Annotated in this window: 28 protein-coding genes and 1 pseudogene; 19 read left to right on the top strand and 10 right to left on the bottom strand. The window is 62.8% G+C overall.

Annotation, left to right across the window (positions count from 1 at the left end; all coding sequences use genetic code 11):
• Window positions 1-249: 249 nt before the first annotated feature.
• Window positions 250-723: a transcription elongation factor GreA gene (gene greA, locus NKI72_RS16985; protein WP_023719113.1), complete on the bottom strand. Its 474-nt coding sequence runs from the start codon at window positions 721-723 to the stop codon at window positions 250-252.
• A gap of 318 nt (window positions 724-1,041) precedes the next feature.
• Window positions 1,042-1,605, bottom strand: a complete 564-nt coding sequence (locus tag NKI72_RS16980) for a tetratricopeptide repeat protein (protein WP_352743209.1) — start codon at window positions 1,603-1,605, stop codon at window positions 1,042-1,044.
• 236 nt (window positions 1,606-1,841) lie between these two features.
• Between NKI72_RS16980 and NKI72_RS16975 the strand changes: the two genes are divergently transcribed.
• From NKI72_RS16975 to NKI72_RS16960, 4 genes are all read left to right on the top strand, one after another.
• Window positions 1,842-2,267 (top strand): DUF3775 domain-containing protein, encoded by a 426-nt coding sequence (locus tag NKI72_RS16975; RefSeq protein ID WP_352450442.1) that lies wholly within the window; start codon window positions 1,842-1,844, stop codon window positions 2,265-2,267.
• A 76-nt stretch (window positions 2,268-2,343) separates the two neighbouring features.
• On the top strand, window positions 2,344-3,240 hold the full coding sequence (locus NKI72_RS16970) for an extensin-like domain-containing protein (RefSeq protein ID WP_352850355.1): 897 nt from the start codon (window positions 2,344-2,346) through the stop codon (window positions 3,238-3,240).
• A gap of 110 nt (window positions 3,241-3,350) precedes the next feature.
• Window positions 3,351-4,205 (top strand): extensin-like domain-containing protein, encoded by an 855-nt coding sequence (locus tag NKI72_RS16965; protein WP_352850353.1) that lies wholly within the window; start codon window positions 3,351-3,353, stop codon window positions 4,203-4,205.
• A 66-nt stretch (window positions 4,206-4,271) separates the two neighbouring features.
• Entirely contained in the window at window positions 4,272-4,979 is a 708-nt protein-coding gene (locus NKI72_RS16960; protein ID WP_352850351.1) for an LssY C-terminal domain-containing protein, read from the top strand.
• Between the two features lie 47 nt (window positions 4,980-5,026).
• Here NKI72_RS16960 and NKI72_RS16955 read toward each other — a convergent pair whose 3' ends face one another.
• Window positions 5,027-6,046: a zinc-dependent alcohol dehydrogenase family protein gene (locus tag NKI72_RS16955; protein WP_352850349.1), complete on the bottom strand. Its 1,020-nt coding sequence runs from the start codon at window positions 6,044-6,046 to the stop codon at window positions 5,027-5,029.
• 127 nt (window positions 6,047-6,173) lie between these two features.
• Between NKI72_RS16955 and NKI72_RS16950 the strand changes: the two genes are divergently transcribed.
• From NKI72_RS16950 to NKI72_RS16935, 4 genes are all read left to right on the top strand, one after another.
• Window positions 6,174-7,115, top strand: a complete 942-nt coding sequence (locus NKI72_RS16950) for a LysR family transcriptional regulator (protein ID WP_352850347.1) — start codon at window positions 6,174-6,176, stop codon at window positions 7,113-7,115.
• A 59-nt stretch (window positions 7,116-7,174) separates the two neighbouring features.
• Window positions 7,175-8,485 (top strand): hemolysin family protein, encoded by a 1,311-nt coding sequence (locus NKI72_RS16945; RefSeq protein ID WP_352850345.1) that lies wholly within the window; start codon window positions 7,175-7,177, stop codon window positions 8,483-8,485.
• Between the two features lie 165 nt (window positions 8,486-8,650).
• Complete coding sequence (locus NKI72_RS16940) at window positions 8,651-9,031, top strand: VOC family protein (protein ID WP_352850344.1); 381 nt, start codon at window positions 8,651-8,653, stop codon at window positions 9,029-9,031.
• Window positions 9,032-9,250: 219 nt separating this feature from the next.
• Window positions 9,251-9,544: a hypothetical protein gene (locus tag NKI72_RS16935; RefSeq protein ID WP_352450453.1), complete on the top strand. Its 294-nt coding sequence runs from the start codon at window positions 9,251-9,253 to the stop codon at window positions 9,542-9,544.
• Window positions 9,545-9,596: 52 nt separating this feature from the next.
• Here NKI72_RS16935 and NKI72_RS16930 read toward each other — a convergent pair whose 3' ends face one another.
• Complete coding sequence (locus NKI72_RS16930; protein WP_352450454.1) at window positions 9,597-9,887, bottom strand: hypothetical protein; 291 nt, start codon at window positions 9,885-9,887, stop codon at window positions 9,597-9,599.
• On the opposite strand from NKI72_RS16930, the gene NKI72_RS16925 reads away from it, so the two are divergent.
• The 4 genes and pseudogenes from NKI72_RS16925 (at window position 9,886) to NKI72_RS16910 (ending at window position 13,902) form a co-directional block, all read left to right on the top strand.
• Window positions 9,886-10,236, top strand: a complete 351-nt coding sequence (locus NKI72_RS16925) for a hypothetical protein (RefSeq protein WP_352850343.1) — start codon at window positions 9,886-9,888, stop codon at window positions 10,234-10,236. The two genes, NKI72_RS16930 and NKI72_RS16925, sit on opposite strands and share 2 nt — an antisense overlap.
• 78 nt (window positions 10,237-10,314) lie before the next feature.
• Window positions 10,315-12,312 carry an ABC transporter ATP-binding protein/permease gene (locus NKI72_RS16920; protein WP_352850342.1) on the top strand — a complete coding sequence of 666 codons (1,998 nt, stop codon included), beginning with the start codon at window positions 10,315-10,317 and terminating at the stop codon, window positions 12,310-12,312.
• Between the two features lie 247 nt (window positions 12,313-12,559).
• Entirely contained in the window at window positions 12,560-13,033 is a 474-nt protein-coding gene (locus tag NKI72_RS16915) for a VOC family protein (protein WP_352541103.1), read from the top strand.
• Between the two features lie 85 nt (window positions 13,034-13,118).
• Window positions 13,119-13,902, top strand: a pseudogene (locus NKI72_RS16910) (class I SAM-dependent methyltransferase).
• Between the two features lie 39 nt (window positions 13,903-13,941).
• Here the strand turns inward: NKI72_RS16910 and gcvA are convergent.
• The gene (gene gcvA, locus NKI72_RS16905; RefSeq protein ID WP_352850341.1) at window positions 13,942-14,835 is read right to left on the bottom strand and encodes a transcriptional regulator GcvA; all 894 of its coding nucleotides are present in this window, start codon (window positions 14,833-14,835) and stop codon (window positions 13,942-13,944) included.
• A 204-nt stretch (window positions 14,836-15,039) separates the two neighbouring features.
• On the opposite strand from gcvA, the gene NKI72_RS16900 reads away from it, so the two are divergent.
• From NKI72_RS16900 to NKI72_RS16880, 5 genes are all read left to right on the top strand, one after another.
• Window positions 15,040-15,225: a DUF1127 domain-containing protein gene (locus NKI72_RS16900; RefSeq protein WP_352541045.1), complete on the top strand. Its 186-nt coding sequence runs from the start codon at window positions 15,040-15,042 to the stop codon at window positions 15,223-15,225.
• A 72-nt stretch (window positions 15,226-15,297) separates the two neighbouring features.
• A complete protein-coding gene (locus tag NKI72_RS16895) occupies window positions 15,298-15,783 on the top strand; it encodes a VOC family protein (protein ID WP_352450460.1) in 486 nt (161 codons plus the stop codon).
• A 34-nt stretch (window positions 15,784-15,817) separates the two neighbouring features.
• Entirely contained in the window at window positions 15,818-16,543 is a 726-nt protein-coding gene (locus NKI72_RS16890) for an SDR family oxidoreductase (protein WP_352586823.1), read from the top strand.
• 234 nt (window positions 16,544-16,777) lie between these two features.
• Window positions 16,778-17,212 carry an FKBP-type peptidyl-prolyl cis-trans isomerase gene (locus tag NKI72_RS16885; protein ID WP_352850340.1) on the top strand — a complete coding sequence of 145 codons (435 nt, stop codon included), beginning with the start codon at window positions 16,778-16,780 and terminating at the stop codon, window positions 17,210-17,212.
• 282 nt (window positions 17,213-17,494) lie between these two features.
• A complete protein-coding gene (locus NKI72_RS16880; protein WP_352850339.1) occupies window positions 17,495-18,172 on the top strand; it encodes an HAD family acid phosphatase in 678 nt (225 codons plus the stop codon).
• A gap of 49 nt (window positions 18,173-18,221) precedes the next feature.
• Here the strand turns inward: NKI72_RS16880 and NKI72_RS16875 are convergent, their stop codons facing one another.
• Entirely contained in the window at window positions 18,222-19,202 is a 981-nt protein-coding gene (locus NKI72_RS16875; RefSeq protein WP_352819940.1) for a quinone oxidoreductase family protein, read from the bottom strand.
• A 98-nt stretch (window positions 19,203-19,300) separates the two neighbouring features.
• Here NKI72_RS16875 and NKI72_RS16870 point away from each other — a divergent pair, with 98 nt between their 5' ends.
• The gene (locus NKI72_RS16870; protein ID WP_352450464.1) at window positions 19,301-19,693 is read left to right on the top strand and encodes a winged helix-turn-helix transcriptional regulator; all 393 of its coding nucleotides are present in this window, start codon (window positions 19,301-19,303) and stop codon (window positions 19,691-19,693) included.
• Window positions 19,694-19,767: 74 nt separating this feature from the next.
• On the opposite strand, the gene NKI72_RS16865 is transcribed toward NKI72_RS16870, so the two are convergent.
• Complete coding sequence (locus NKI72_RS16865; RefSeq protein WP_352469781.1) at window positions 19,768-20,373, bottom strand: NADPH-dependent FMN reductase; 606 nt, start codon at window positions 20,371-20,373, stop codon at window positions 19,768-19,770.
• A gap of 90 nt (window positions 20,374-20,463) precedes the next feature.
• Here NKI72_RS16865 and NKI72_RS16860 point away from each other — a divergent pair, with 90 nt between their 5' ends.
• Complete coding sequence (locus NKI72_RS16860; protein WP_023678378.1) at window positions 20,464-20,832, top strand: winged helix-turn-helix transcriptional regulator; 369 nt, start codon at window positions 20,464-20,466, stop codon at window positions 20,830-20,832.
• A gap of 50 nt (window positions 20,833-20,882) precedes the next feature.
• Here the strand turns inward: NKI72_RS16860 and NKI72_RS16855 are convergent, their stop codons facing one another.
• The 3 genes from NKI72_RS16855 to NKI72_RS16845 all read right to left on the bottom strand — a co-directional run bounded on the left by NKI72_RS16855 (window position 20,883) and on the right by NKI72_RS16845 (window position 23,066).
• Window positions 20,883-21,203 (bottom strand): hypothetical protein, encoded by a 321-nt coding sequence (locus NKI72_RS16855; RefSeq protein ID WP_352541039.1) that lies wholly within the window; start codon window positions 21,201-21,203, stop codon window positions 20,883-20,885.
• Window positions 21,204-21,347: 144 nt separating this feature from the next.
• Complete coding sequence (locus NKI72_RS16850; protein WP_023678380.1) at window positions 21,348-21,743, bottom strand: acyl-CoA thioesterase; 396 nt, start codon at window positions 21,741-21,743, stop codon at window positions 21,348-21,350.
• Window positions 21,744-22,139: 396 nt separating this feature from the next.
• Window positions 22,140-23,066 carry a LysR family transcriptional regulator gene (locus tag NKI72_RS16845; RefSeq protein WP_352774306.1) on the bottom strand — a complete coding sequence of 309 codons (927 nt, stop codon included), beginning with the start codon at window positions 23,064-23,066 and terminating at the stop codon, window positions 22,140-22,142.
• Window positions 23,067-23,119: the final 53 nt, after the last annotated feature.

The following is a 23,119-nucleotide window of genomic DNA, read 5'->3' as shown; positions in this document are numbered from 1 at the left end:
ATGCCGCGCCAGGGCGACAGGGCGAGGCCTTAGACGCCTTCAAAAGACGCCCAGTAGGCCAATCAGGTTAAGCACACCCTTCATGCAAAGCCCTCCTTGTGGGAGAAGGTGGATTGGCGCGCAGCGCCAAGACGGATGAGGGGTGTTGGACGGAGTGCGGAGGGAGCCAAGCTGGAACACCCCTCATCCGACCTCGCTTCGCGAGGCCACCTTCTCCCACAAGGGGAGAAGGCAGAGCAGCGCCAATCCCTAGATGAACTGCACCTGGACGATCTCGTAGCCCCTGGCGCCTCCCGGTGCGTTGACCTCGATGGCGTCGCCGACTTCCTTGCCGATCAGGGCGCGCGCGATCGGCGAGGAGATCGAGATGCGGCCGGATTTCACGTCCGCTTCCTGGTCGCCGACGATCTGGTAGGTCTTTTTCTCCTCGGTATCCTCGTCGACCAGCACCACGGTGGCGCCGAACTTGACCTTGTCGCCGCTGAGCTTGGTGACGTCGATCACCTCGGCCCGCGCGATCAGGTCCTCGAGTTCGTTGACCCGGCCCTCATTGAGGCTCTGTGCCTCTTTTGCCGCGTGATATTCGGCATTTTCGGATAGGTCGCCATGCGAGCGCGCTTCGGAAATCGCCTCGATGATACGCGGCCGCTCCTGTTGCTGGCGCCAGCGCAGTTCTTCCTTCAATGACGCGAACCCCTCGCCTGTCATCGGGACCTTGTTCATAATGCCTGACCTTTCCTGCCGCCGCCCCCGCAATCGGGAGCGACCTTGTCGATGGTACAAAAAGAAAACGGTCCGGCAGCCTCGCTAACGGAACCGTCTCACCACAATCTTGCAAGATATAGCAATCTTCGCGGGTTTTTCACGTCCAAAAAGTCGGATTCTGAAAAATCATCCACCGATTGCGCGGCTGACCTAACGTCAAGGAGCGCATCACGTGTACCGTGATGCCAAATTCCAGTTCCGAGCAGCATATGAGCACAGCAAAAAACCGGCTGCGATCGCTCGCAGCCGGTTATGAGCAGCGTTCCGGAAGGCGGATCAGCTCCTCATGAAGTGATCGATCTGCTCCGACAGCATGCCGTATTCGCGAGACCCCTTGCCCGTGCGCTTCTCGATCTCGCGGAGCTGTTCCTGGGCGCCGGCAAGATCGCCGATCTGCAGGTGCGCCTCCCCGAGATATTCGCGCACCAGCGTGTAATTCGGGTCGATGCGCAGCGCTTCCTCGTAATAGCCGAGGCCGACGGTGACGCGGCCGGAATGGCGGTGCGAATAGCCGAGATAGTTGAGGATACGCGGGTCCTGCTTGTTGGCGGCGAGGCTGAGCACGGCGATCGCCTCGTCATAGCGTCCATCCATCGCCAGCGCGCGACCGGCATCATAGATGCTGTCGTCATCCAGCATGCCTTGCTTCGGGGAGACGCATTTCTTCTGTTTCTTGTCCCACGCCTCCCCCTTCTTGCACTGGGACTGGCCGCCGCCATTGCCGCCGCCATTGCCGCCGCCACCGCCACCTCCCCCGCCTTCACCAGCCGAAAACGCCGGAGCCGCAATCAGCGGCAGGGCGGCGATGGCCATGGCATAAATCAGCAATCGTCTGCGCATCGAATTCTCCTTTGAACCTGACAATGCAACACTAACGCCGGGCCAACGCCGTTTCGTCCCGGAAAACGTCATCCTATCTCAAAACCGCGATCTCTCCCAGCAAGGCCATCTTATCCCGGGAAGAGAGGGCATCGGAAATCATGCTTCACGATCAACGCCGCCGCGCAAGATAATGTGACGAGCGCTGCAAATCCGCTATCATCGGGCCGACCGAGCACGAAGCAGGGAGACGGCCGGTGCAGCAACGCGTTGAACGAGACTGGGAGCTTTCGATCGGTCCCGACACCGTGCGCCTGTTCATCCTGAAGGCGAAGGCGCTCAGCGCCGCCGTCAACGAAGACTATGCCGATGGCGCCGAGCACGAGGTAGAGCTCGACGGCAACGCGCACGACAACCACCATCATGACGGCCTTGCCGAGGAAAGCTCCGAAGATCTCACCGAAGAAGAACTGCGCGAGCTAATCGACGATCTCAATGTCGACGAAGCGGCCGAACTGATTGCGTTGGCCTGGGTCGGCCGCGGCGACTATGACGCGACGGAATGGGCGGACGCGCTGTCCGCCGCCCGCGAGCGCGCCAACAAGCGCACGGCAAAATATCTGCTCGGCATGCCGCTGCTGGCGGACTGGCTCGAGGAAGGCTTGGAAGCGATCGGCGCGTGACGGCGCGGTTACCGATTGTGATCGGCCGCCCCCCTCGGTCAAGGCAACTTCCCTGCATTCTGGCCGTTGCGACGTAATGGCGGCGTTTGGCTTTTTCAGATTGGGCAGATTGCTGCTGGCCGTTGCGGCTACGCCGCTGGCGGGACCCGTTTTAGCCAAGGCACCCGACCTACCGCAAACTGCACCGGTTCCGCAGCTCAACCAGCAAGTCACTCCGCCGCCACCAACCGAGATCCCGGTCCCCGAACCGCGCCCGGAGGATGCTCCGGAGCCGCCGACGATTGCACCGCAGCCGCCCGAAAAGCCGGCGCGGGCTGAGCCGCCGGCAAGCCCACCAGGCGCGCCACCAAACCCGGCCGAGGCAGACGAGAAGGCGGAGCAAAAAATCCTTCCTGATCCTCGATCGGCCGCCATTGCCGGGAAAGAAATGCCGGCCGAGGAATTGGCCTGCCGCAGGCGGCTGAAGTCGATGGGCGTCGATTTCGAGGAGCGCAAGCCAGAGCATGATACGGCAGTCGGTTGCTCGATCCCCTACCCGATCGCGCTGAAGACGCTCGGCAAATCCATCGCCATCGGCCCGGAGCCCGAGCTCAATTGCCAGATGGCGGAAGCGGCCGCACGCTTTGCTGCTTCGGTCATCCAGCCTGCCGCAAAGGCTGAGTTCGGCGCGGATATTAAATCGATCGGCCAGGCCTCCGCCTTTGTCTGCCGGTCGCGCAATGGCGGCGGCAAATTGTCGGAGCACGCCTTCGGCAACGCGCTCGATATCGCCAGCTTCACGCTTTCGGACGGGAAGGAGATCGATGTCGGCCCCGCGCCGCCGGAAAAGGACGCGAAATTCCTGAACGCAGTGCGCAAGGCAGCCTGCGGACCGTTCAAGACCGTGCTTGGCCCCGGCAGCGATGCCGATCATTCGCTGCATCTCCACTTCGACCTCGAACCGCGCCGCAATGGCGGCACGTTTTGCCAATGACCTGCCTATGGGGGCGCCGCAATTTGGCCGCAGGCGTGAACGGCGCCGCTGATTTTTCCTTTACTCTTCAGGTTTAGAGTCTGTGCCATCTGGGGACAGGAACCCTTCCGATGGCCGGGCTATTTCGCGCTGCGCTTGCCGCTGCGCGGCACACAGGACGCGCGCGCATAGCCGGCAGGCTTGCCGCCCTACTTGCCGTGGCGGCGGTCTCGGCCTGCAATACCGGCAGCGTGCTGTCGCTGCAGCCGGCCGTCGATGTCGGCAGCCAGACCGCTGCCGTCCCGCCCAATTCCGACCCGCAATATTCCGGCGCGCAAGATTCCGGGCCGCAATATTCGGGTATGCAGCGCCTCGTCCCGTCCAACCCCTATATGACCGCCGCCTATCCGCGCCTGGACAACCCGATGTCGCCGGCCGAACAGATGCCGGCCACCGAGATCGATTGCCGCAAGGAACTGAAACGCCTCGGTGTCGTCTACACCGACGTGGCGCCGATCCATGAAGGCCAGTGCGGCATCGATTATCCTGTCAAGGTCTCGGCCATCGGCAGCGTCGAGATGGAGCCGGCCGCGACGCTGACCTGCGACATGGCCGCCACCTTTGCCGGCTGGACCAGGAACGAACTCGTCCCGTCGGCCCGCTGGCGCTATTTCTCGGGCGTCAAGACCATCCACCAGGGCTCGAGCTATTCCTGCCGCAGGATCGCCGGCGAAGGTGTTTTGTCCGAACACGGCAAGGGCAATGCGCTCGACGTGATGAGCATCGAACTCAACAATGGCGACGACATCGGCGTCCGCAAGCCCGGCCTGTTCGCCTTCCGCACCCGCGGCTTCCTCAACAATGTGCGCGCCGACGGCTGCCAGTATTTCACCACCGTGCTCGGCCCCGGCTACAACTACGACCACCGCAACCATTTCCATTTCGACATCAAGAACCGCAAGAACGGCTATCGCGCCTGCCGCTGATTGCGGCCCCTGCCCAAGACTTGCTGCGCCGGTTAAGATGGTGCGCAGACGCTTGGGTGGTGCCTCTTGAGCCAGCGAAGCCTTCGACGACGTGCAACGACCTGGCTGGTGGCATGCTGTGCCGCCTATCTTTCGCTCGCCTATTTCGCCGCGCCTGAGTTCTGGACGCTACGGGACCGCAATTTTCGCAATCAGCAATTCGAGATGGTGACCCACACGCCGCAAGGCATTCCGGGCGATCCGATCAATGTCGGCCTGGTCGGCATGAAGAAGGAGCTTGTCCATGCTTTTGCCGTCGCCGGCTGGGATACGGCAGACGCGATCACGCTGAAGACGGCGATCGAGATCGGCGAAAGCGTGCTGTTTAACCGCCCCTATCCCGACGCGCCGGTCAGCCGGCTGCTGTTCGAAGGCCGCGCCCAGGACCTAGCCTTCGAAAAGCCGGTCGGCGACAGCGCCGATCGGCGCCACCACGTCCGCTTCTGGCAGACCGATGCGCCCGGAGACGACGGCCGGCCGCTCTGGCTTGGCTCGGCAAGCTTCGACCGGGGCGTCGGCCTCAGCCATGACACCGGCGCGATCACTCATCACATCGGCCCCGACATCGACGCCGAGCGCGACGGGCTGATGCGCGACCTCTCCGCCGCCGGCATGCTGATCTCGACCAGCGAGATACCAGGCGTCGGCGCCACGAAGACCGGGCGCAACGGCGAAGGCGATCCCTATTTCACCGACGGCAAGGCCATCGTCGGGGTCCTGCTGCAACTGCCGTAGGCGCACAATCGGCCTTCCCGTCTGACAGCCATTTCGTCCCGACGGGCTCAGGGCACGGTGATCACGATCTTGCCGAACGGTCCTGTCTCCAGACGCTCAAACGCCTGCGGCACCTCGTCGAAGCCAAACACCTTGTCGATTACCGGCTTGATGGCAAGCGTCTCGATCGCCTGGTTCATCCGTTCGAAAGCACGACGGTGACCGATCGATATGCCCTGGACGACGATCCGGTTGCGCATGAACGGCAAGATCGGAAAATTGAGCTCCATGCTGCCGAGAAGGCCGATCACCGAAAGCCGGCCGTCGGCGCCCAGCGCGTTGAGCGAGCGTCGCGCATTGTCGCCGCCGACCATTTCCAGCACGTGGCTGACGCCGGCGCCGTTTGTCAGCTCACGCGCGGCCTCGTCCCACGCCGGCCGGCTGCGATAGTTTATCCCTTGCCAGGCGCCGAGCGCCTTCGCCCGTTCGAGCTTCTCGTCGCTGCTCGAGGTGACGATGGCGCGCAGGCCGAAGGCGGCGGCAAATTGCAGCGCAAACAGCGACACGCCGCCGGTGCCCTGGATGAGAACGGTTTCGCCCGGGATCGGCTTGGCCGCCTCGACCAGCGCGAACCACGCCGTCAGCGCCGCAATCGGCAGCGTCGATGCCTCGACGTCGCTGAGCGACGGCGGCGCCGCCACGGCGGCATCCTCATGAAAAAGCACATGCTCGGACAGCATGCCGGGCAGTGACGAACCAAGCGTATGCTTGTGCAGCACCGGCGGGGCGTCGCCGTCCGGCCAGTCGGCGATCACCTGGCCGAGCACGCGCTGCCCAATGCCGAAGCGGCTGACTTCGCTGCCTATGGCGACTACTTCGCCTACCGCGTCCGATGTCGGCACGAACGGAAAGCTGAGGTCCGGTATCAGCACGCCATCGACGATCATCCTGTCCTTGTAATTCAGCGATACCGCAGTGACGCGTACCAGAAGATCATGCGGCCCGGCTTGGGGCAGCTTTCCATCAGCCGGCTTCAACCTGGACAGGCCGAAACCGTTCATCTGCCAGGATCTGTTTTCGGTGCTCATTTGGTTCGCGCTCCGTGGTTGATGATTGCGCGAGACATTTACGCCGTTTCACTATGGAGAAAAGTGCTTCCATGTGGCATGTTCTGCAACAGATTAAGGAGCAAAACTCTACAATAGGGGCGCTTCATTGGAATCAGCCAATTTGCAAGGCATCGTCGCATTCGTTCACGCGGTGGAGGCCGGCAGCTTCACCGGCGCCGGCGCGCGGCTGCATGTCACCAAATCGGCGGTCGGCAAGTCGATCGCGCAGCTGGAACAGCGATTGGGCGTTCGCCTGCTCAACCGCACCACCCGCAGCCTCAGCCCGACCAGCGAGGGCCTGAGCTATTACGAAGCCTGCGTCAGGGCATTGGCCGAGATCGATGCCGCCCAGTCGCTGCTCGCTTCCCGCAAGCAGGTGCCTTCCGGGCGGCTGCGCGTCGACCTGCCTTTGGCCTTCGGCCGGCGGTGCGTCGCCCCGGTTCTGTTCGACATTTCCAAAAGATATCCGGATCTGACGATGGAAATCTCCTTCAACGACCGGCGCGTCGACCTGATCGAGGAAGGCATCGACCTGACGGTGCGTATGGGCGACCTCGACGACAGCTTGTCGCTCGCCGCGCGCCGCATCTATGCCCAGCGGTCGGGCGTCTGCGCCGCCCCCGCCTATCTCGACGCCCATGGCAGGCCGCAATCGATCGAGGACCTGGCCAGGCACAGCCTCATCGGCTACGGCCGCGACGGCACGGTCCATCCCTGGACCGTCAGGCATGCCGACGGCCGTCTCGAAAAATTCGCGCCCAAGGCGCGGCTGGTGCTCGGTCACGGTGAACCGATGCTCGATGCGGTACTGGCCGGCTGCGGCATCGTCTATCTGCCGACATGGCTGACGGCCGACAGCATCAGGCGCGGCGAGCTCGAAATGGTTCTGTCGGACAGTCTTGTCGAAAACACCGTGGTGCATGCCATCTGGCCGGTAACACGCAATCTCGCGCCAAAGGTGCGCGTCGTCGTCGACGCCCTGATCGAGCATTTTGCCGCGCCGCCCTGGGATGTGGCAGGAGTGCCGCCTGATTGCCCGGCTCGCTAAATTTAAAAAGCGCGACCGTCCTATTTTCGAAAACAGCGCGGCAATGCTATGGACCCGGCATGCTTTATGCTGAAATTGCCATCGTGGTCGTCCTCATCTGCATTAACGGCCTTCTGTCGATGTCCGAGCTCGCCATCGTCTCGTCGCGGCCGGCGCGCCTCAAGACGATGATCGACCGCAACGTCAAGGGCGCCGGCCGGGCCCTGGCGCTCGGCGCCAATCCGGGAAAATTCCTGTCCTCGGTGCAGATCGGCATCACTTTGGTCGGCGTCTTGTCCGGTGCCTTTTCCGGCGCCACGCTCGGCGAGCGGCTGGCCACCTCCCTGGCGTCCGCCGGCATCCGCGAAAGCCTCGCCGATCCGCTCGGCGTCGGCATCGTCGTCGCCCTCATCACCTATGGCTCGCTGATCATCGGCGAACTGGTGCCCAAGCAGATCGCATTGCGCGACCCCGAACGGGTAGCCGTCAGGGTCGCCCCGGCAATGACCATCCTCGCCAGCGTCTCGGCGCCGCTGGTCTTCCTGCTCGATTTTTCCGGCCGCGCCCTCCTGTGGCTGCTTGGCCAGCGCGGTCAGAGCGAGGATAAGGTTACCGACGAGGAGATCAAGATGCTGGTCGCCGAAGCCGAGCACCACGGCACCATTGAATCCGACGAACGGCGGATGATCGCCGGCGTCATGCGGCTCGGCGACCGTGCCGTGCGCGCGGTGATGACGCCGCGCACCGAAGTCGACTGGATCAATCTGCAATCCGACGAGGCGGCCATCAGGAAGCTGCTGATGGACACCCAGCATTCGCGCCTGCCGGCCGGCGACGGCGGCGTCGACGCCATGATCGGCGTCGTCCAGACCCGCGACGTGCTGGCCGCAATGCTCGGCGGCCGCGCTCTCGACCCGCGCCGGCACGTGCGGGCCGCGCCGATCGTGCACGACCAGGCCGACGCGCTGGACGTGCTTGCGACGCTGAAGGAATCCGACGTGCCGATGGCGCTGGTGCATGACGAGTACGGCCATTTCGAAGGCATCGTCACCCCGGCCGACATTCTGGAAGCGATCACCGGCGTCTTCCGTTCGGATCTCGACGCCGGCGAAGAGGAAAACGCCGTCAAGCGCGAGGACGGCTCATGGCTGCTCGCCGGCTACATGCAGGCCGACGAGATGGCGGAGGTCCTCGGCATCGACCTGCCTGAGAACCGCGATTACGAAACCGTCGCCGGCTATGTGCTGTCGCATTTGCACCATCTGCCGGCGACCGGCGAATGCGTCGACGCGCAAGGCTGGCGCTTCGAGGTCGTCGCCCCCGACGGCCGCCGCATCGACAAGCTCATCGCCACCCGCTTGCCCGGCGGCCACCGCGAGGTCGTGCGGTAAGAAGCGGCGGGGTGCTGACTGTTCGGATGCAGCTCTTGACCCCATTGCCGACCTTCTCACAAAGCGCAAGTTGCAGGCGAAATAGCGACGAGTTGGCGCCAGTGTGGGTCGACAAGCGGAAATCACATCGGCGGAAATCACATTGGAAGTGGGCTGGAGCTGTATATGGCGGGGTGCGGCATTGGATTTGTAGGAATTCGCACAGAGCGCCTCGACGACATGGTAGAGCTTTTCCGCGATGTGATCGGGGTGCCTGTTGTCCGGCAGCATGATGACCTGGTTGGTTTTGCGCTGGCAGATGGCACGGTGCTTGAGCTCTATGGACCGGGCGAAAAATTTCATGCCTTTTTCACGACCGGTCCGGTCGTCGGACTCCGCGTCGATGATTTCGAAGCAACACGCGCGGCGATGATTGCCGCCGGAGTCGATTTTATTGGCGAGATCCAACATGCCGCGGGAGTGAAGTGGCAGCATTTCTATTGCCCAGATGGTACAATCGCAGAGATAATCGGCCCAGCAGTCGTGCACGCTGGTTCCGCTTCTTGAGATCTGAGAGGTTATCCCCAGGTGGGCGTCGTGCTCGAACTGGGAATACCGATTCTGAGGGTTGCAGAGACCGATCGCGGTACCCTGCACGATGGCTTGCGGCCGCGGCGACTTGTGTTCGGGACAGCGTTCCTGACCCGTTATTTCGCCCGGAGCATGCTACCAGTCGGCTGCCGGTGCGGGTATTATCGGCGCCCTGTACGTCACTATGGTGGAAAAATGGATCTGCAAGCCTTCAGGGATTCGATTGCAAAACCACAGCCGCCAGCCGGCTTGAGCCCTGCCCTGCAGGCGCTGTGGTGGGATGCAAAGGGCGATTGGGCTAAGGCGCACGAATGCGCGCAGCAGCGCGACGATACGGCGGGCATGCACGTGCATGCCTATCTCCACCGCAAGGAAGGCGACCAGTCGAATGCGGAATATTGGTATCGCCGCAGCAACGCGGCGCCGTCGACCTTAACGCTTGACGAGGAATGGCAAGAGTTGGCACGTACACTTTTGCAGCAAAGCTGACGCTTGCTCAGTCATCGTAAAATAGCCGGTCCTGCATTCACTCTCCGGGGTTTCAGCTGGCGCCCTGTGGCTTGTCCCTGCCGTTCCATTCCGCATTGCGCGCCTGCGCCTCTTCGGCGATCAGCTTGAACTCCCGCATCTTCGCAGCTTCGATGGCGAATGCGCGGCTTGGCAGGACGCCAGGGTCCTCCTGACTGTTCTGAAACTGAAAACGGGCCTCCAGTTCGGCCCATATTCGCTCGGGTGCCGTATCCTTGCTGGCAAGCAGCGCAACGACCAGCGCCAGAGTCTCGCGCTGGGCGTTCAGCCGCCCTTCGATCTCTTCATTCGGCAATTCGGACATGCGGGTCGCTTCCGGTTTCTGGCTCACCGGCAAAATCGCACCCTTGTTCCGGAATTCGGGGCTGGCGCGGTCCGGCTGGGCAGCAGATGCTCGCAATCGCAATCGAGATGACCTCTCCTCCTCGATCCTGTTGACTCGGCCGATGGCACTTCTCGCGCCGCTTGCGTCCAGCCTCTTCGAATGCAGCATGCGGACAAATCTTGAGAGCCTGAAGCGAATTGTCGAGATCGCAGCAGGTGATGCTTTGTTGCAGACTGACCCCGCAGCCGACGCTCGGCGGTCTGCCCGCAACGATCAAAGCCTGTCATCGAGAACGACCATAGGCTGCTGCGAGCACCGGAACAGCTGAGAAGCCTTGGCGTTGTTGGCATCCGGGATCTCGAGCGGACGCTATGAAACCTTCTGATTTTTAACCCGTTATCGCCGGATGCCCGAGGCTAAATTTAAGCTGAAATCGGTTGACGGCGCCCGAACGCGCGATTCCGAGAAGTCGCGCCGCGAGAAACAATCGACTGTCGAAGTCGCGTCAGAGGTCGTCGGCCAGCCCGCGCCGCCGCCGGACGTCACCGAACCCGATCCTGAGCTGACACCTGAAGAGGCCGAGCGGGCGCGCAAGAGATACCTGCTTAAGCGCTTCTGGATCAGCGCGCGCGGTTACTGGGGCGGCAGCGGCGACAGGGTCGCCTGGCCGTTGACGATCGGGCTGCTGGTCCTGATCGTCGCCAATGTCGGCTTCCAGTATGGGATCAATGTCTGGAATCGCGCAATTTTCGACGCCATTGAGCAACGCAATGCCCACACCGTATATTGGCTGAGCGCCGTATTCCTGCCACTCGTGATCGGAAGCGCCAGCCTTGTGGTGGCACAGGTCTTCTTTCGCATGAGGATACAGCGCCGCTGGCGGTCCTGGCTCACCACCGCGGTCATCGCGCGCTGGCTCGCAAGCGGCCGCTACTATCAGCTGAACCTCGTCGGCGGCGATCATAGCAACCCCGAAGCCCGCATCGCCGAGGATTTGCGGATCGCCACCGAATCGCCCGTCGATTTCATCGCCGGTGTCATCGTCGCATTTCTGTCGGCCTCGACCTTCATCGTGGTGCTCTGGACGATCGGCGGCGCCCTGACCCTGACGATTGCAGGTTCGACCGTCACCATTCCCGGCTTCCTGGTCATCACCGCAGTGCTCTATTCCGCGATCACGTCCACTTCGATGGCGGTCATTGGCCGTCATTTCGTCCACCTCTCCGAGGAAAAAAATCAGGCGGAAGCCGAGTTCCGCTACACGCTGACGCGCGTGCGGGAAAACGGCGAGAGCATCGCATTGCTCGGCGGCGAGGAGGAGGAGCGCAGCGGCATGGACAAGACATTTGCCCATGTGCTCAGGCAATGGGCGCTCCTTGCAGGCCAGCACATGCGCACGGCACTGGTGTCTCAGGGGTCGAGCCTGTTTGCGCCTGTCGTGCCGGTCTTGCTTTGCGCTCCAAAGTTCCTCGAAGGCAGCATGACACTTGGACAGGTCATGCAGGCTGCCTCGGCCTTTGCCATCGTGCAGGGCGCGTTCGGATGGCTGGTCGACAACTATCCCCGTCTCGCCGATTGGAACGCCTGTGCACGACGCATCGCCTCGCTGATGATGTCGCTCGACGGGCTCGAGCGGGCGGAACAGAGCAACACGCTGGGACGCATAAAGCGCGGCGAGACCGGCGGCGATGCGATGCTCAGCCTGAACAATCTCTCCGTGTCGCTCGACGACGGCACCGCCGTGGTCAAGGAAACCGAGGTCGTGATCGAACCAGGCGAGCGGGTGCTCGTCGCCGGCGAATCCGGCTCGGGCAAGAGTACGCTGGTGCGGGCCGTCGCGGGTCTGTGGCCATGGGGTAGCGGCAGCGTCAACATCCGCGCCGACAGACGGTTGTTCATGTTGCCGCAACGGCCCTACATCCCGACCGGGACGCTTCGCCGCGCTGTCGCCTATCCAGGCGCCGCCGACAACTGGACGCTGGATAAGATCAAGGCTGCCCTCGACAAGGTGGGACTCGACTACCTCAACGACCGGATCGAGGAAGACGCGCCATGGGACCAGACCTTGTCGGGTGGCGAAAAGCAGCGCCTTGCCTTCGCGCGTCTTCTGCTGCACCGCCCCGATATCATCGTGCTGGACGAGGCAACGTCGGCACTCGATGAGAAGAGCCAGGACAAGATGATGGAGATGATTATTCGCGAATTGCCGAAGGTCACCATCATAAGCGTAGCGCACCGCGCCGAGCTGGAGGCCTTCCACAGCCGCAAGATCACATTGGAGCGGCACAAGGGCGGCGCAAAACTTGTCAGCGATATCGAACTCGTCCCGCGCAAGGACAGACGGAACTTGCTCATGCGCCTTCTGAGGCAACGGCGCGCCAACGGCAAGCCAGCGCGACCTTGAGCAAAGCGGCGCTGCCCTACGCAAAGAGTGAGGCCGCCAGTCGGAGCAGGCGGACCATCGCCGGTTCGAGTCACTGCCCGCATCTGGTCCTGAAAGCAGCAGTCGTGGTACCTTGATTCCGGGCAGCTGCTGCTGTCGGAACGTCGATGGCACGAGCGCATTTCCACGTCCGGTGCAACGCCGATGCAACCCGGGTTGATTTCAAAAGCCCAGATTGATTTCGAAAGCAAAGGGACCAGCAATGACAATCGCAAAGAACACGATCTGCCTTTGGTACGACAAGGACGCCGAGGCTGCGGCCCGCTTCTATTCCGAGATTTTTCCCGACAGTTCGGTGAAATCCGTCCACCGCGCTCCCAGCGACTACCCGTCCGGCAAGGCAGGCGACGTGCTGACGGTCGAGTTCACGGTCGTCGGCATCCCCTGTCTCGGCCTCAATGGCGGGCCCGCGTTTAAGCACAACGAAGCCTTCTCCTTCCAGATCGCCACCGACGATCAGCAGGAGACCGACCGCTATTGGAACGCCATCGTCGGCAATGGCGGCCAGGAAAGTGCCTGCGGCTGGTGCAAGGACAAATGGGGCATCTCCTGGCAAATCACGCCGCGCGTGCTGACCGAAGCGATGGCCGCCGGCGGCGATGAAGCAAAGCGCGCATTCGAGGCGATGATGGAGATGAAGAAAATCGACGTTGCAGCGATCGAGGCGGCGCGGCGCGGCTGACAGTTTCGGGGGTGGCCCGACGCGAAAAGGTCAGGGCAGAGCGGCCGGAAATGCTGCCGGCCCATCATCTCCAGGCAGGCGTGCGATGGTGCTGAACTGCGCTGCGTTTTATGACGCCGAACTGCGACGGCACAACGAGGGTCTTCGGGGCTGCGGTCAAGGTGGGAACGCGCGATCGCGTGCTCGATATCGGATGCGGTTCGGGACAATCCTCTCGTGATGCTGCCCGTGTCGCGGTGGAAGGCAGCGTGCTCGGCGTGGACGTATCGGCGCAGATGCTCGAGATCGCCCGGAAGTGTAGCGCGGAAGAAGGATTGCGAAACGTCGCCTTTGAGCGTGGCGATGCGCAATTGCTGGTATTTCCGCGCGCCGGTTTCGATCTGTGCATTAGTCGGTTTGGAGTGATGTTCTTTGCCGACCCCGCGGCGGCGTTCGCCAACATCGGCCGGGCGTTGCGACCAGGGGCGCGTCTTGTATGGATGGTATGGCAGTGCGAGGGCCGCAACGAGTGGGCGACTGCCATTCAGCGGGCGATTGCGCCGGGGACCGCCATATCGGCGGGCGCCGCCACCCCGTTTTCGCTTGGCGACCCCGCCATCACCGCGGAGATCTTGCGTGCATCCGGTTTTGTTTCGGTCGACTTTGCCGAAGTGCATGAGCCGGTCTTCTACGGCCAGGACGTCGATGCGGCCTATGACGCTTTGCTTGGCCTGTAACTGGTCAAGGATCCGCTCGCCCGCGCGGGTGTGGATGTCGATGCGGCGCTGCGGCGGTTGCGCGATCTGCTCGACGCGCATTTGACGGCGGACGGTGTGCTTTTCGACTCGCGTGCCTGGATCGTCACCGCGTTTCGGGGGAGCCGATGGTGACTGCGCGATATAGACGATCCTGTTCTCTTGGCCTTCCCGTCAGTCCATTTGCGGCGTGACTTCTGAAAGCAGCCAATCCCTGAAAGCCTTGACTTTGCGCTGACGGATCGCCTCCGGCGGGTAGACGAAATAGAAGCTGGAGGGGGATTTCAGGGCGTGGCCGAAGGGGCGGACGAGCCGCCCGGCGGCAAGGTCGGCCGCAACGAGCATGGTCCGGCCGAGCACCACGCCCTCGCCTTGTGCGGCCGACTCCATGGCAAAGGTGGCAGAGTCGAAGGTAATCCCGCTCTGCGGGTCCACGCCCTCGACCCCGGCGCTAGCCAGCCAGGTCGCCCAGTCGATCGGAAAGCTGTCACGGATCAGCGTGTGGTGTTTGAGGTCCTGAGGCGTGCGGAGCGGATGTGCACCCTCAAGAAGCTTTGGGCTGCACACCGGAAACACCTCCTCGCCGGTGAGGAACTCCGACATGAGCCCCGGATAGTTTCCGCTGCCATAACGGACGGCGACATCGATGCCGTCGCCGAGGAAGTTGGTCAGCTTCCCGCTCGTCGAAACCCGCACATCGATGTCGCCATGCGCACGGTGAAAGCGGTAGAGGCGTGGCACCAGCCATCTTCCCGCGAAGCCATCGGAGGTGCTGACGTTCAATGTCGAGCTCGAATAGCGGGCTGTTGCTGCAGCGGTGGCGGTGGCCAACTGGGCGAGCGCCTCGCGCACCGCCCGCGCATAGGGCTCGCCGACGGCTGTCAGACTCACCGAACGCGTACCGCGCTCGAACAGCTGCACACCGAGCTGATCCTCAAGATTCTTGATCGCCCGGCTGATCGCACCGTGGGTGACATGAAGTTCCTCTGCCGCCTTGGAGAAACTCAACAGGCGCGCCGCCGCTTCGAAGCTCGGCAAGGTGGTGAGGGGAGGCAGCTTCCGGGGCATGGACCGAGACCTATGTGTGAGCAATGCTCACACATTGTCGCCGATAAGTCGTTTGTCGTCCAGGCCGGAACACTGCATGTTTGCTCGCGTAGTCAGTCATTCACCGCCGCTTCAAAAGGCGATTTGATGTGACTGATACTCTCGCTGACAAAAGTCGCGGGGCAACTGCTGAAACCAAAACTGCCGCCACTCTGGGAGAGCACCATGAACGCCAAACGAGTTGAAGCCATCGTCGACGTCCTGACCGGCATGGCCGGCCGCATCCTCGCCTCGAGCAGCCGGCGCCGGACCGGGCGGCAGATTGCACGCTTCTCTACCCGCCGGCTCGAAGACCTCGGATTTGCCCGCGACTGGGACGGCTCGGTCTATCGGCCGTCGGACCACCGCTAGCCTGAACGAAAGCAACAGCGGACAGGCTCTTCGCAAAAGATCGCTGTCGCAAGGAATTAATGGAGAACGGACATGGCCACCATCCACCCATTCCTCTGGTTCAACACCGACGCGGAGCAAGCCCGCGATTTCTATCTCTCGGTCTTCAAGAACAGCAAAGCGCTCCAGACCATCGAATACACCGACTGGGTGTCCGGAACCAACAAGACGGTCCCGCATGCCACCTTCGATTTCGAGCTCGAAGGACTGCACCTTACTGCGCTCAATGCCGGGCCGCAGCCGCCCTTCAACGAGCGGCTCTCGCTTTACATCGAGACCAGGGACCAGGCCGAGACCGACTACTACTATGAGGCGCTCACCGCCGGCGGCGGCAAGGCACAACCCTGCGGCTGGCTCACCGACAGATACGGCGTCTACTGGCAGGTCATCCCGGAAATCCTGCCGCGGCTCAGTGCCGATCCGGATCGCGAAAAGGCCAACCGCGTCCGGCAGGCGATGTACGGGATGCGCAAGATCATCATCGCCGACCTCGAAGCCGCCTATGCCGGCAAGGCCTGACCCTCACCGCAATCGCAACGAACGGAGAACCCTCATGACATCGCTCGTGGACAGGAAAGTCATCGTCGTCGGCGGTAGTTCCGGCATCGGTCTCGGCGTCGCGGAAGCTGCTCTCAACGGCGGAGCGAAGGTCGTGATCGTCGGACGCTCGCCCGAGAAACTGCTGGCTGCCGAACGGACGCTCAATGCGGGCCGCGTGACCAGCGTGGTCGCCGACATGACCGACGAAGCGGACGTCGCTCGCCTGTTCGACGAGGTCGGTCCCTTCGATCACCTCGTATCGACCGCCGGAACACTGCCGCCCGGCGATCCGATCGGCAGTACCGACATGGAGGCTGTGCGAGGCTTCGTCGATAACAAGCTGATTGGCGCTGTCATGCTCTCCAAGCATGCTGTGCGCACCCTGAAAGCCGGCGGCTCGATGACCTTCACCTCGGGAATAAATAAGGATCGGCCGCCGGTGCCGGGAGGCTCGGTCGTCTCCGCGATTGCCGGTTCATTCAGCTACTTCGCCCGCGCCCTGGCGCTCGAACTGGCCCCGACGCGCGTCAATGTCGTGTCGCCCGGATGGGTCGATACACCGATGTGGGACATTGTTGGAGAAGCCAAATCCAGCTTCTTTGCCGACATGGCTGCCCGGTTGCCATCGAGAAAAATTCCGACCGCTGCGGACGTCGCCGCCGCCTACCTCTACCTCATGGAAAGCGACTTCACGACCGGCGAGACGATCCGCATCGATGGCGGCCATAACCTGATCTAGCCGCCATTTGCACGCCGCCTGGATGGGCTGAGCCGGCATGACTGCTAGACCGGTGCACTGCTGCCGAAGGCGACGAACGCCGGCGGGTCATGCCGGCGTCGCGCAATCGGGGTTTACATCGGCAGCCAGGTCCCTAGTTTTAGCGTTTCGCGCCGCGCACCTAAGTGTGTGGATGATCGAGGACGGGACCGTGAGCTCTGGCCGGCCCCTCGAAACTTTCAAAGGATGGCTATCATGACACAGGCCAAGAATGGCGACACCGTGCGCATCAATTACAATGGCCGCCTGGCTGACGGCACTCAGTTCGATTCTTCCGGCAACGAACCGCTGCAATTCACGTTGGGTGAAGGACAAGTGATCGCCGGTCTCGAAACCCATGTCGAGGGTATGGAGGTGGGCGCGAAAAGCACCGTCACCATTCCCGCCCACGCCGCCTATGGCCCCCACCGCCCCGAAGCGGTCATGACCGTCGATCGCGCCCGCGTACCAGACAACATCAATGTCGATATCGGCGCTCGATTGCAGGTCAGAACCCCGGAAGGGCGCCCGATGCCGGTAACAGTCGTCGGCGTGGACGACACCAGCGTCAAGCTCGACGGCAATCATCCGTTGGCCGGACGCGATCTCGTGTTCGACGTTGAACTGGTCGAGATCGTTCAGGCGGCGTAGGGCACGGCAAAGCGCGTAACGGCCATGATTTTCGGGTGACGCATTTCGACCGGCGGTTCCGGCGGTGCGTCACCTGTTTGGAGGCAAAGACCGCGACGGCGGAAATCGTGTAGCGTGCAGCAACCCATAGAGACATTCGGCATCTGGAATGTCCAATTCAGCGTCGCGGTCTCGAGGACCTGTGGAAGACCTCGCTTGACAGCCGACTTCTCGTGACAGCAAAGTCCCGTGATGCGGGCGATTGGCTGGAATAGAATTGCGCGTGTCGGGGCAATCGTGCTGATGATTGGCACAAATGTTCCTGCGCCGGCACGTTCCGACTCGCTCCTTCTCACAAGCCCGTCCCAGCCGGCCAATGTCGGCGATGCGATGCTGGCGGCTGCCAATTATCATGATTCCGGCGACTATGATCGCGACCTTGCCGCTGTGGCGAAGCAGGCAGGCGACTGGGTCGTCAAGCGCGCAATGGAGGTGCCTCGCCCCGCACTGGTGCTCGATATCGACGAGACGGCTTTGGCCAACTGGGAAGTGATCACACGTGACAATTTCGGCCGCCCGATCGGCGGCGCCTGCGACATTGCAATCGACGGTCCCTGTGGCTGGGCCGCCTGGGATCAGCTTGCGAAGGATCCGGCCATCGACCCGGTGCTGAAGGTTTTCCGGCAGGCGCGAACGGCGAAAGTCGCGGTGTTCTTCATCACCGGACGTCCGGAGGACCAGCGTCAGGCAACCGAACAGAACCTGCAGTCGGCCGGCTATGCCGGCTACGAGCACCTTTACATGGTCCAGCCTGGGGCCAAATACGGCTCCGCCGCAGATTTCAAGGCACCCATAAGGGCCGAAATCGAAAAGGCCGGCTACACAATAATTGCCAATGTCGGTGACCAGCCATCCGACCTGTTCGGCGGGCATGCGGAGAAGCTGTTCCTGCTGCCTAATCCGTTCTACCGGGTTCGCTGACGGCCGGAACGGCACAAGCCCGGATCCTCGGCTCCTTGCCGAGCACCTACTAAGGTATCAAGACAACCTTGCCGGTCGCGCCGCGCTCGTCAAGCAGGCGATGTGCGTGGCTGGCCTGGTCGAGCGGGAAGCGGCCACCTTTGGTCACCACAAGCTGACCACCAGCGGCCAGATCCAACAGCTCCAAAAGGCCGTCACGGAGCCCGTCCGTAGACAGCAACGGCAGCAGGGCAAAACCCTTCAGCGACTGGTTGCGGCCGATCATCGCCTCCATCTCCGGGGCGCCGAGCGCGTATCTGCCGAGTGCTGCAAACACCAACTCTCCGCGAGGTGCCAGAGCCTCCAGCGCAACCGCCGTCAGCGGGCCGCCGACAATGTCGTAGATGATGTCAACGCCGGCGCCGTCTGTGGCTGCCCGGACGTGCACCGGCCAATCCGTGTTGCTGTAGTTGACGGCAGCATCGGCTCCCAGCGACAAAGCAAGGTCGAGCTTGGCCTTGCTGCCGGCTGCCGCGATGACACGGCTTGCGCCGGCGCGCTTGGCAAGCTGGACGAGCAACGAACCGACGCCGCCCGCGGCAGCGGCGACCAGCACCGATCTGCGGGCCGGCGGGCTTTGCCGCGATAGATACAATGCCGTCAGTCCTTGCACCATCAATGCCGTCGCGTTTTCGAACGAGAGCGAATCCGGCAAGGGCACGGCCAGGCTTGCGTCGATCGTCACATACTCGGCATAGCCGCCAAACGGGCGGCTCGAGGCGAACAACGGCGCGGCGACGCGCGTGCCGAGCAAGGAAGCGTCCACCCCCTGCCCAAGCGCCTCCACGATCCCGGCGGCCTCGACGCCAGGGATCATCGGCAGTTGCGGCGTCACCGCATAGCGATCCGCGCGCATCAGCACTTCGAAGAAATTCACCCCGGCAGCATGAACGCGGACCAGGACCTCGCCGGCTTGCGGCTCAGGCTTCGGCACCGTGACTATGTCGAGAACGTCGGGCCCGCCGAAGCGGCTCAGTTGAATGGCTCTCATCGCATGCACCGATAGCTGTTGGCATCGGCCGCTGTTTGCCACTATCTGCCTGGCTTCGACTACACACCAATTTGTCCGCTGCTGACCGGGAGGTGACCATGGCCAAGCCGATCAAGAGACTGCCGATGCTGCCGGCGGAGCGCGCGCTGAAAGTGATTTCGGGCCGCTGGAAGGCGGTCATCCTGTACCATCTCTTCGACGCGCCCCGGCGGCTGTCGGCGCTGCAGGCGCTGATGCCCGATATCACCCAGAAAGTGCTGATCCAGCAGCTTCGCGAAATGGAAGAGCACGGCCTCGTCCGCCGCGAGATCTTTGCCGAGATACCTTCGCGCGTCGAATATTCGGCGACGCGGCTCGGCCTCAGCCTCGAGCCGATCCTGCTGGCACTTTGCCAGTGGGGCCAGCATCACGCGGACGAGCTGAATGAGATGGACCGCCTTGCCGATTGCATCATCAGACCACGGCAAGCGCAGGACGCCCATGCCGTGTAAACAAAAGGGGCGGCGCATGCGCCGCCCCAATGGTTGGAAGAATTAATCCTTGGGAGGACTGTTCGAACCTGTGCTCAGGCCGCCTTGACTTCCTCGGCGACGGCATCGGCCTGACGCGCCGTCTTCAGCACCCTGGCCCACCATGCAATGTCGTTGACCAGCGCGGTTGCCGCCTGGTTGAGGTGCTCGAACTCGTCGAGCTTCTTGTCGCCTTGCTTGACCGCAAGGAAATCGGCCCAGGAGATGTGTACGGCGGACTTCACCGGCGCCATCTGCAACTCGACCGCATGCAGCCTCAGCTGCTCGACCGCGCGCGCGCCACCGACGCTGCCATAGCCGACGAAGCCGGCCGGCTTCTTGTTCCACTCGTTGGCGGCGTAGTCGATGGCGTTCTTCAGCACGGCCGTCGGGCCATGATTGTATTCGGCGGCGGTGAAGATGAAGCCGTCGAATCCGGCGACCTTCTTTTGCCAGCGCTGCGCCACTTCGTTCTGCGACGGCGCCCAGGCGGAGGATGCGACCTCATCGAAGAACGGCAGCGGGAAATCGCGCAGGTCGACGACTTCGACGTCGATGTCGGCGTGCGACTTGGCGATCTTGGCAATCCATTCGGCCGGGACGTCGGCAAAGCGCGCGGCGCGGGTCGAACCAATGACGATGGCAATTTTGGGTTTTGACATAGAGGGGCTCTCCTTACAGGAATACTGGTATCGTTTAGATACCTGAGCTATATGAGTAACTGGCCGCTCAATGTGCAAGGAGGCACTTTTTTGTTACCAAGGCACCCGCACCGCACCGAGGACTGCCGCGCCATCTCGGAAATCCTGCAGCGCGTCGGCGACAAATGGACGGTGCTCGTGGTCGGCAAGCTTGGCAACGGGCCGCTGCGTTTCAACGAGTTGCGCAGCGCGGTCGGCGGGATTTCGCAAAAGATGCTGACCACGACCTTGCGCGGGCTCGAGCGCGACGGCTTCGTTACACGCACCGTGTTCCCGACCATCCCGCCGCGGGTCGACTACGAATTGACCGATCTTGGCTACGAACTGCTGGTGCCGGTCGATGCGCTCGGCGAATGGGCACGCAAGAACACCGAGCGCGTCAAGGCGGCGCGCGAGAAGTTCGACGCCATGCACAGCTGAACCCTTGTGCTGCAAAGGTTTGAACCTGCCCGGGAGCCTCCGGATGAGCGCTACTGCTGTAACTGCATCTTGGTCTTCGGCAGCTTCTCGATCCGGTTCCATTTCGGGTTGGGACTGACCACCCTGCCGCCAATCGTGCAGGTCGTGGTCGTCTCCTTGCGGCAATTGCTCACCGTCGTGCCGCTGGTGTCGCATTTCGTCGCCGAGCAGATCTCGCACTTGGCCGCTTGCCCGTTGATGGTGCGGTTTTCCGACGTGCAGGTGGCACCTGGATCGCCTTTTTTGACCTCGGCAAAAGCGCTTGCGGACGACAGGCAGAGCAAGGCTGCAAAGGCACCCGCCAGGGCAGCGTTCAGCATGTGTTGACGCATTGTCTTTCCTCCCAATATCCCGTCGGTCGCGCTGCAGGCGCGCATGCGGGAAACCCGTTAGCCAAAGACCACGCGGGATCGCTGTCCGCATCCCCCGCGCGGGAGAGACGGCTGTTTAAATCCGTCTTCTGGAATCAGGCCGGGTCAGCCTTCGGCCGGAACCGCCTTCGGCTTGCCTTCGCCGTCCAGCGCCACCATGACGAAGTCGGCATGGGTGACCTTCTCCATCAGGTCGGAGAGATAGCGCTGCGCCCAGGCCTCGACCTTGAGCGTCATCGAGGTGCGGCCGACGCGTTCGACATGCGTATAGATGCACAGCGTGTCGCCGATCTTCATCGGCTTGGCGAAGGACATTTCCTTCACCGCCGCCGTCACCACGCGGCCCTTGGCGCGCTCGGCGGCGCGGATGCCGCAGGCGAGATCCATCTGCGCCATCACCCAGCCGCCAAAAATGTCGCCTGCCGCATTGGCGTCGGAAGGCATGGCCAGCGTCCTGAGCGTCAGATCGCCGATCGGCCGCCCGTCCGCGTAATGCACCATTTGGCCAATCCTCTCGAAGCCGATTGGCCCGATCCCGTATCGTCATGGCACGGACAGGTCAACGCGCCACTGGACAGGTCGCGGCCTGAAGTTCGGCTATCGGTCGACAGTGTTGAAAAGATGCTGTGCGGAGCGGGACGTAGGCATAGGCGTTGCCCTCGCGGATAACATGACCTGCCTGGAAAGCGCAGGTGCATGCCTGCGACGAGCAGGCCATCCGCCGACACCATGTCGAGCACCTTCTTGCGTGTGGCGATTTGCGGCCTCCTGGTCCACGTCGAAGCCGATTGCCCATTCCGGATGCGCAAATTGCAGCGCGGAGGCGTGGATTACGTCAGTGAAGAGCAGCAGGTGGTTGGCCCTCCGAACGGCCTCGCTGAGCCCCGGCTTGGCCGCCTACTGGACAGGTTGCCGGGGTTCGAGCGCTCGACGCAACGTCGGCGCCTCTTGCTCGATATGATCCCACAGACGGTTCGAGATCGGCCCGTGCGGCCGGTCGCGGCGGCGCGCCACCACCAACTCCTCGGTGCGGCCTGGCAGATGACGGCCGGCAACGGATTGCAGGCGTCCGTCGCGCAGCTCATCCTCGATCAGGAAGCGGGGCATGTGGCCCCACGCGAGGCCCTGCAGGATGATTTCCTTCTTCATCCCCTGGTCGGCCACCATGCATTGCGGCGCACCCTCGATCATGAAGTAGTCTTGTTGCGGTGAATGGCGGGCCGTGTCGCGCATGACACATTGGGTGAACGCGTGCATCTGATCCGGCGTGATGGGGTGCTTGATCCGCTCCGGTAGAAAGCCCGACGCCACTACTGGGACGAAGGGCACCTTGCACAGATCGATCCATTCCACCCGCGGATCGGTCTTGTCGATCCAGTGCAGGATCAAATCGGCTTCGTCATCGAAGAGGCGCTCCCACGGGCCGCCCACCGCCTCGAAGTGCAGATGCAGGCGTGTGCCCGGACACTGGGCGAAGAACCGTCCGAGCATGCCCAATGCCTGCGGACGCGGGCAAAGGTCGCCGATCACCACATGGATCTCGCTTTCTTCGCCCATTGACAGCTGAGCAGCATGAAGCCGCAAGCCCTCGAGCTCGCGCAGCAGCGATTGTGCCCTGCGATGGAACGACAGCCCTGCCTCGGTGGGGCGCACGCGATAGCCGCTGCGATCCAGGAGAACGAGGTCGAGTTGCCGCTCCAGCTTTGCAACGGCTGCGAACACAGCCGGGTGCGAGCGATGCAGCATGGCCGCCGCAGGCTGAAAGCCGCCGCAGCGGACCACCGCATCGAAGCATTGCAGGTCGTGCAAAGTGAATTCGGCCATGTCAGCTTCTATTACAGAGATAGTCCTATCTTTGTAATATCCTCAAAAGCGCG

Origin of the sequence: Mesorhizobium sp. M0437, assembly GCF_040321335.1 — a bacterium.
Taxonomy (GTDB): Bacteria; Pseudomonadota; Alphaproteobacteria; order Rhizobiales; family Rhizobiaceae; genus Mesorhizobium.
This window is presented reverse-complemented; position numbering and strand designations above follow the sequence as displayed.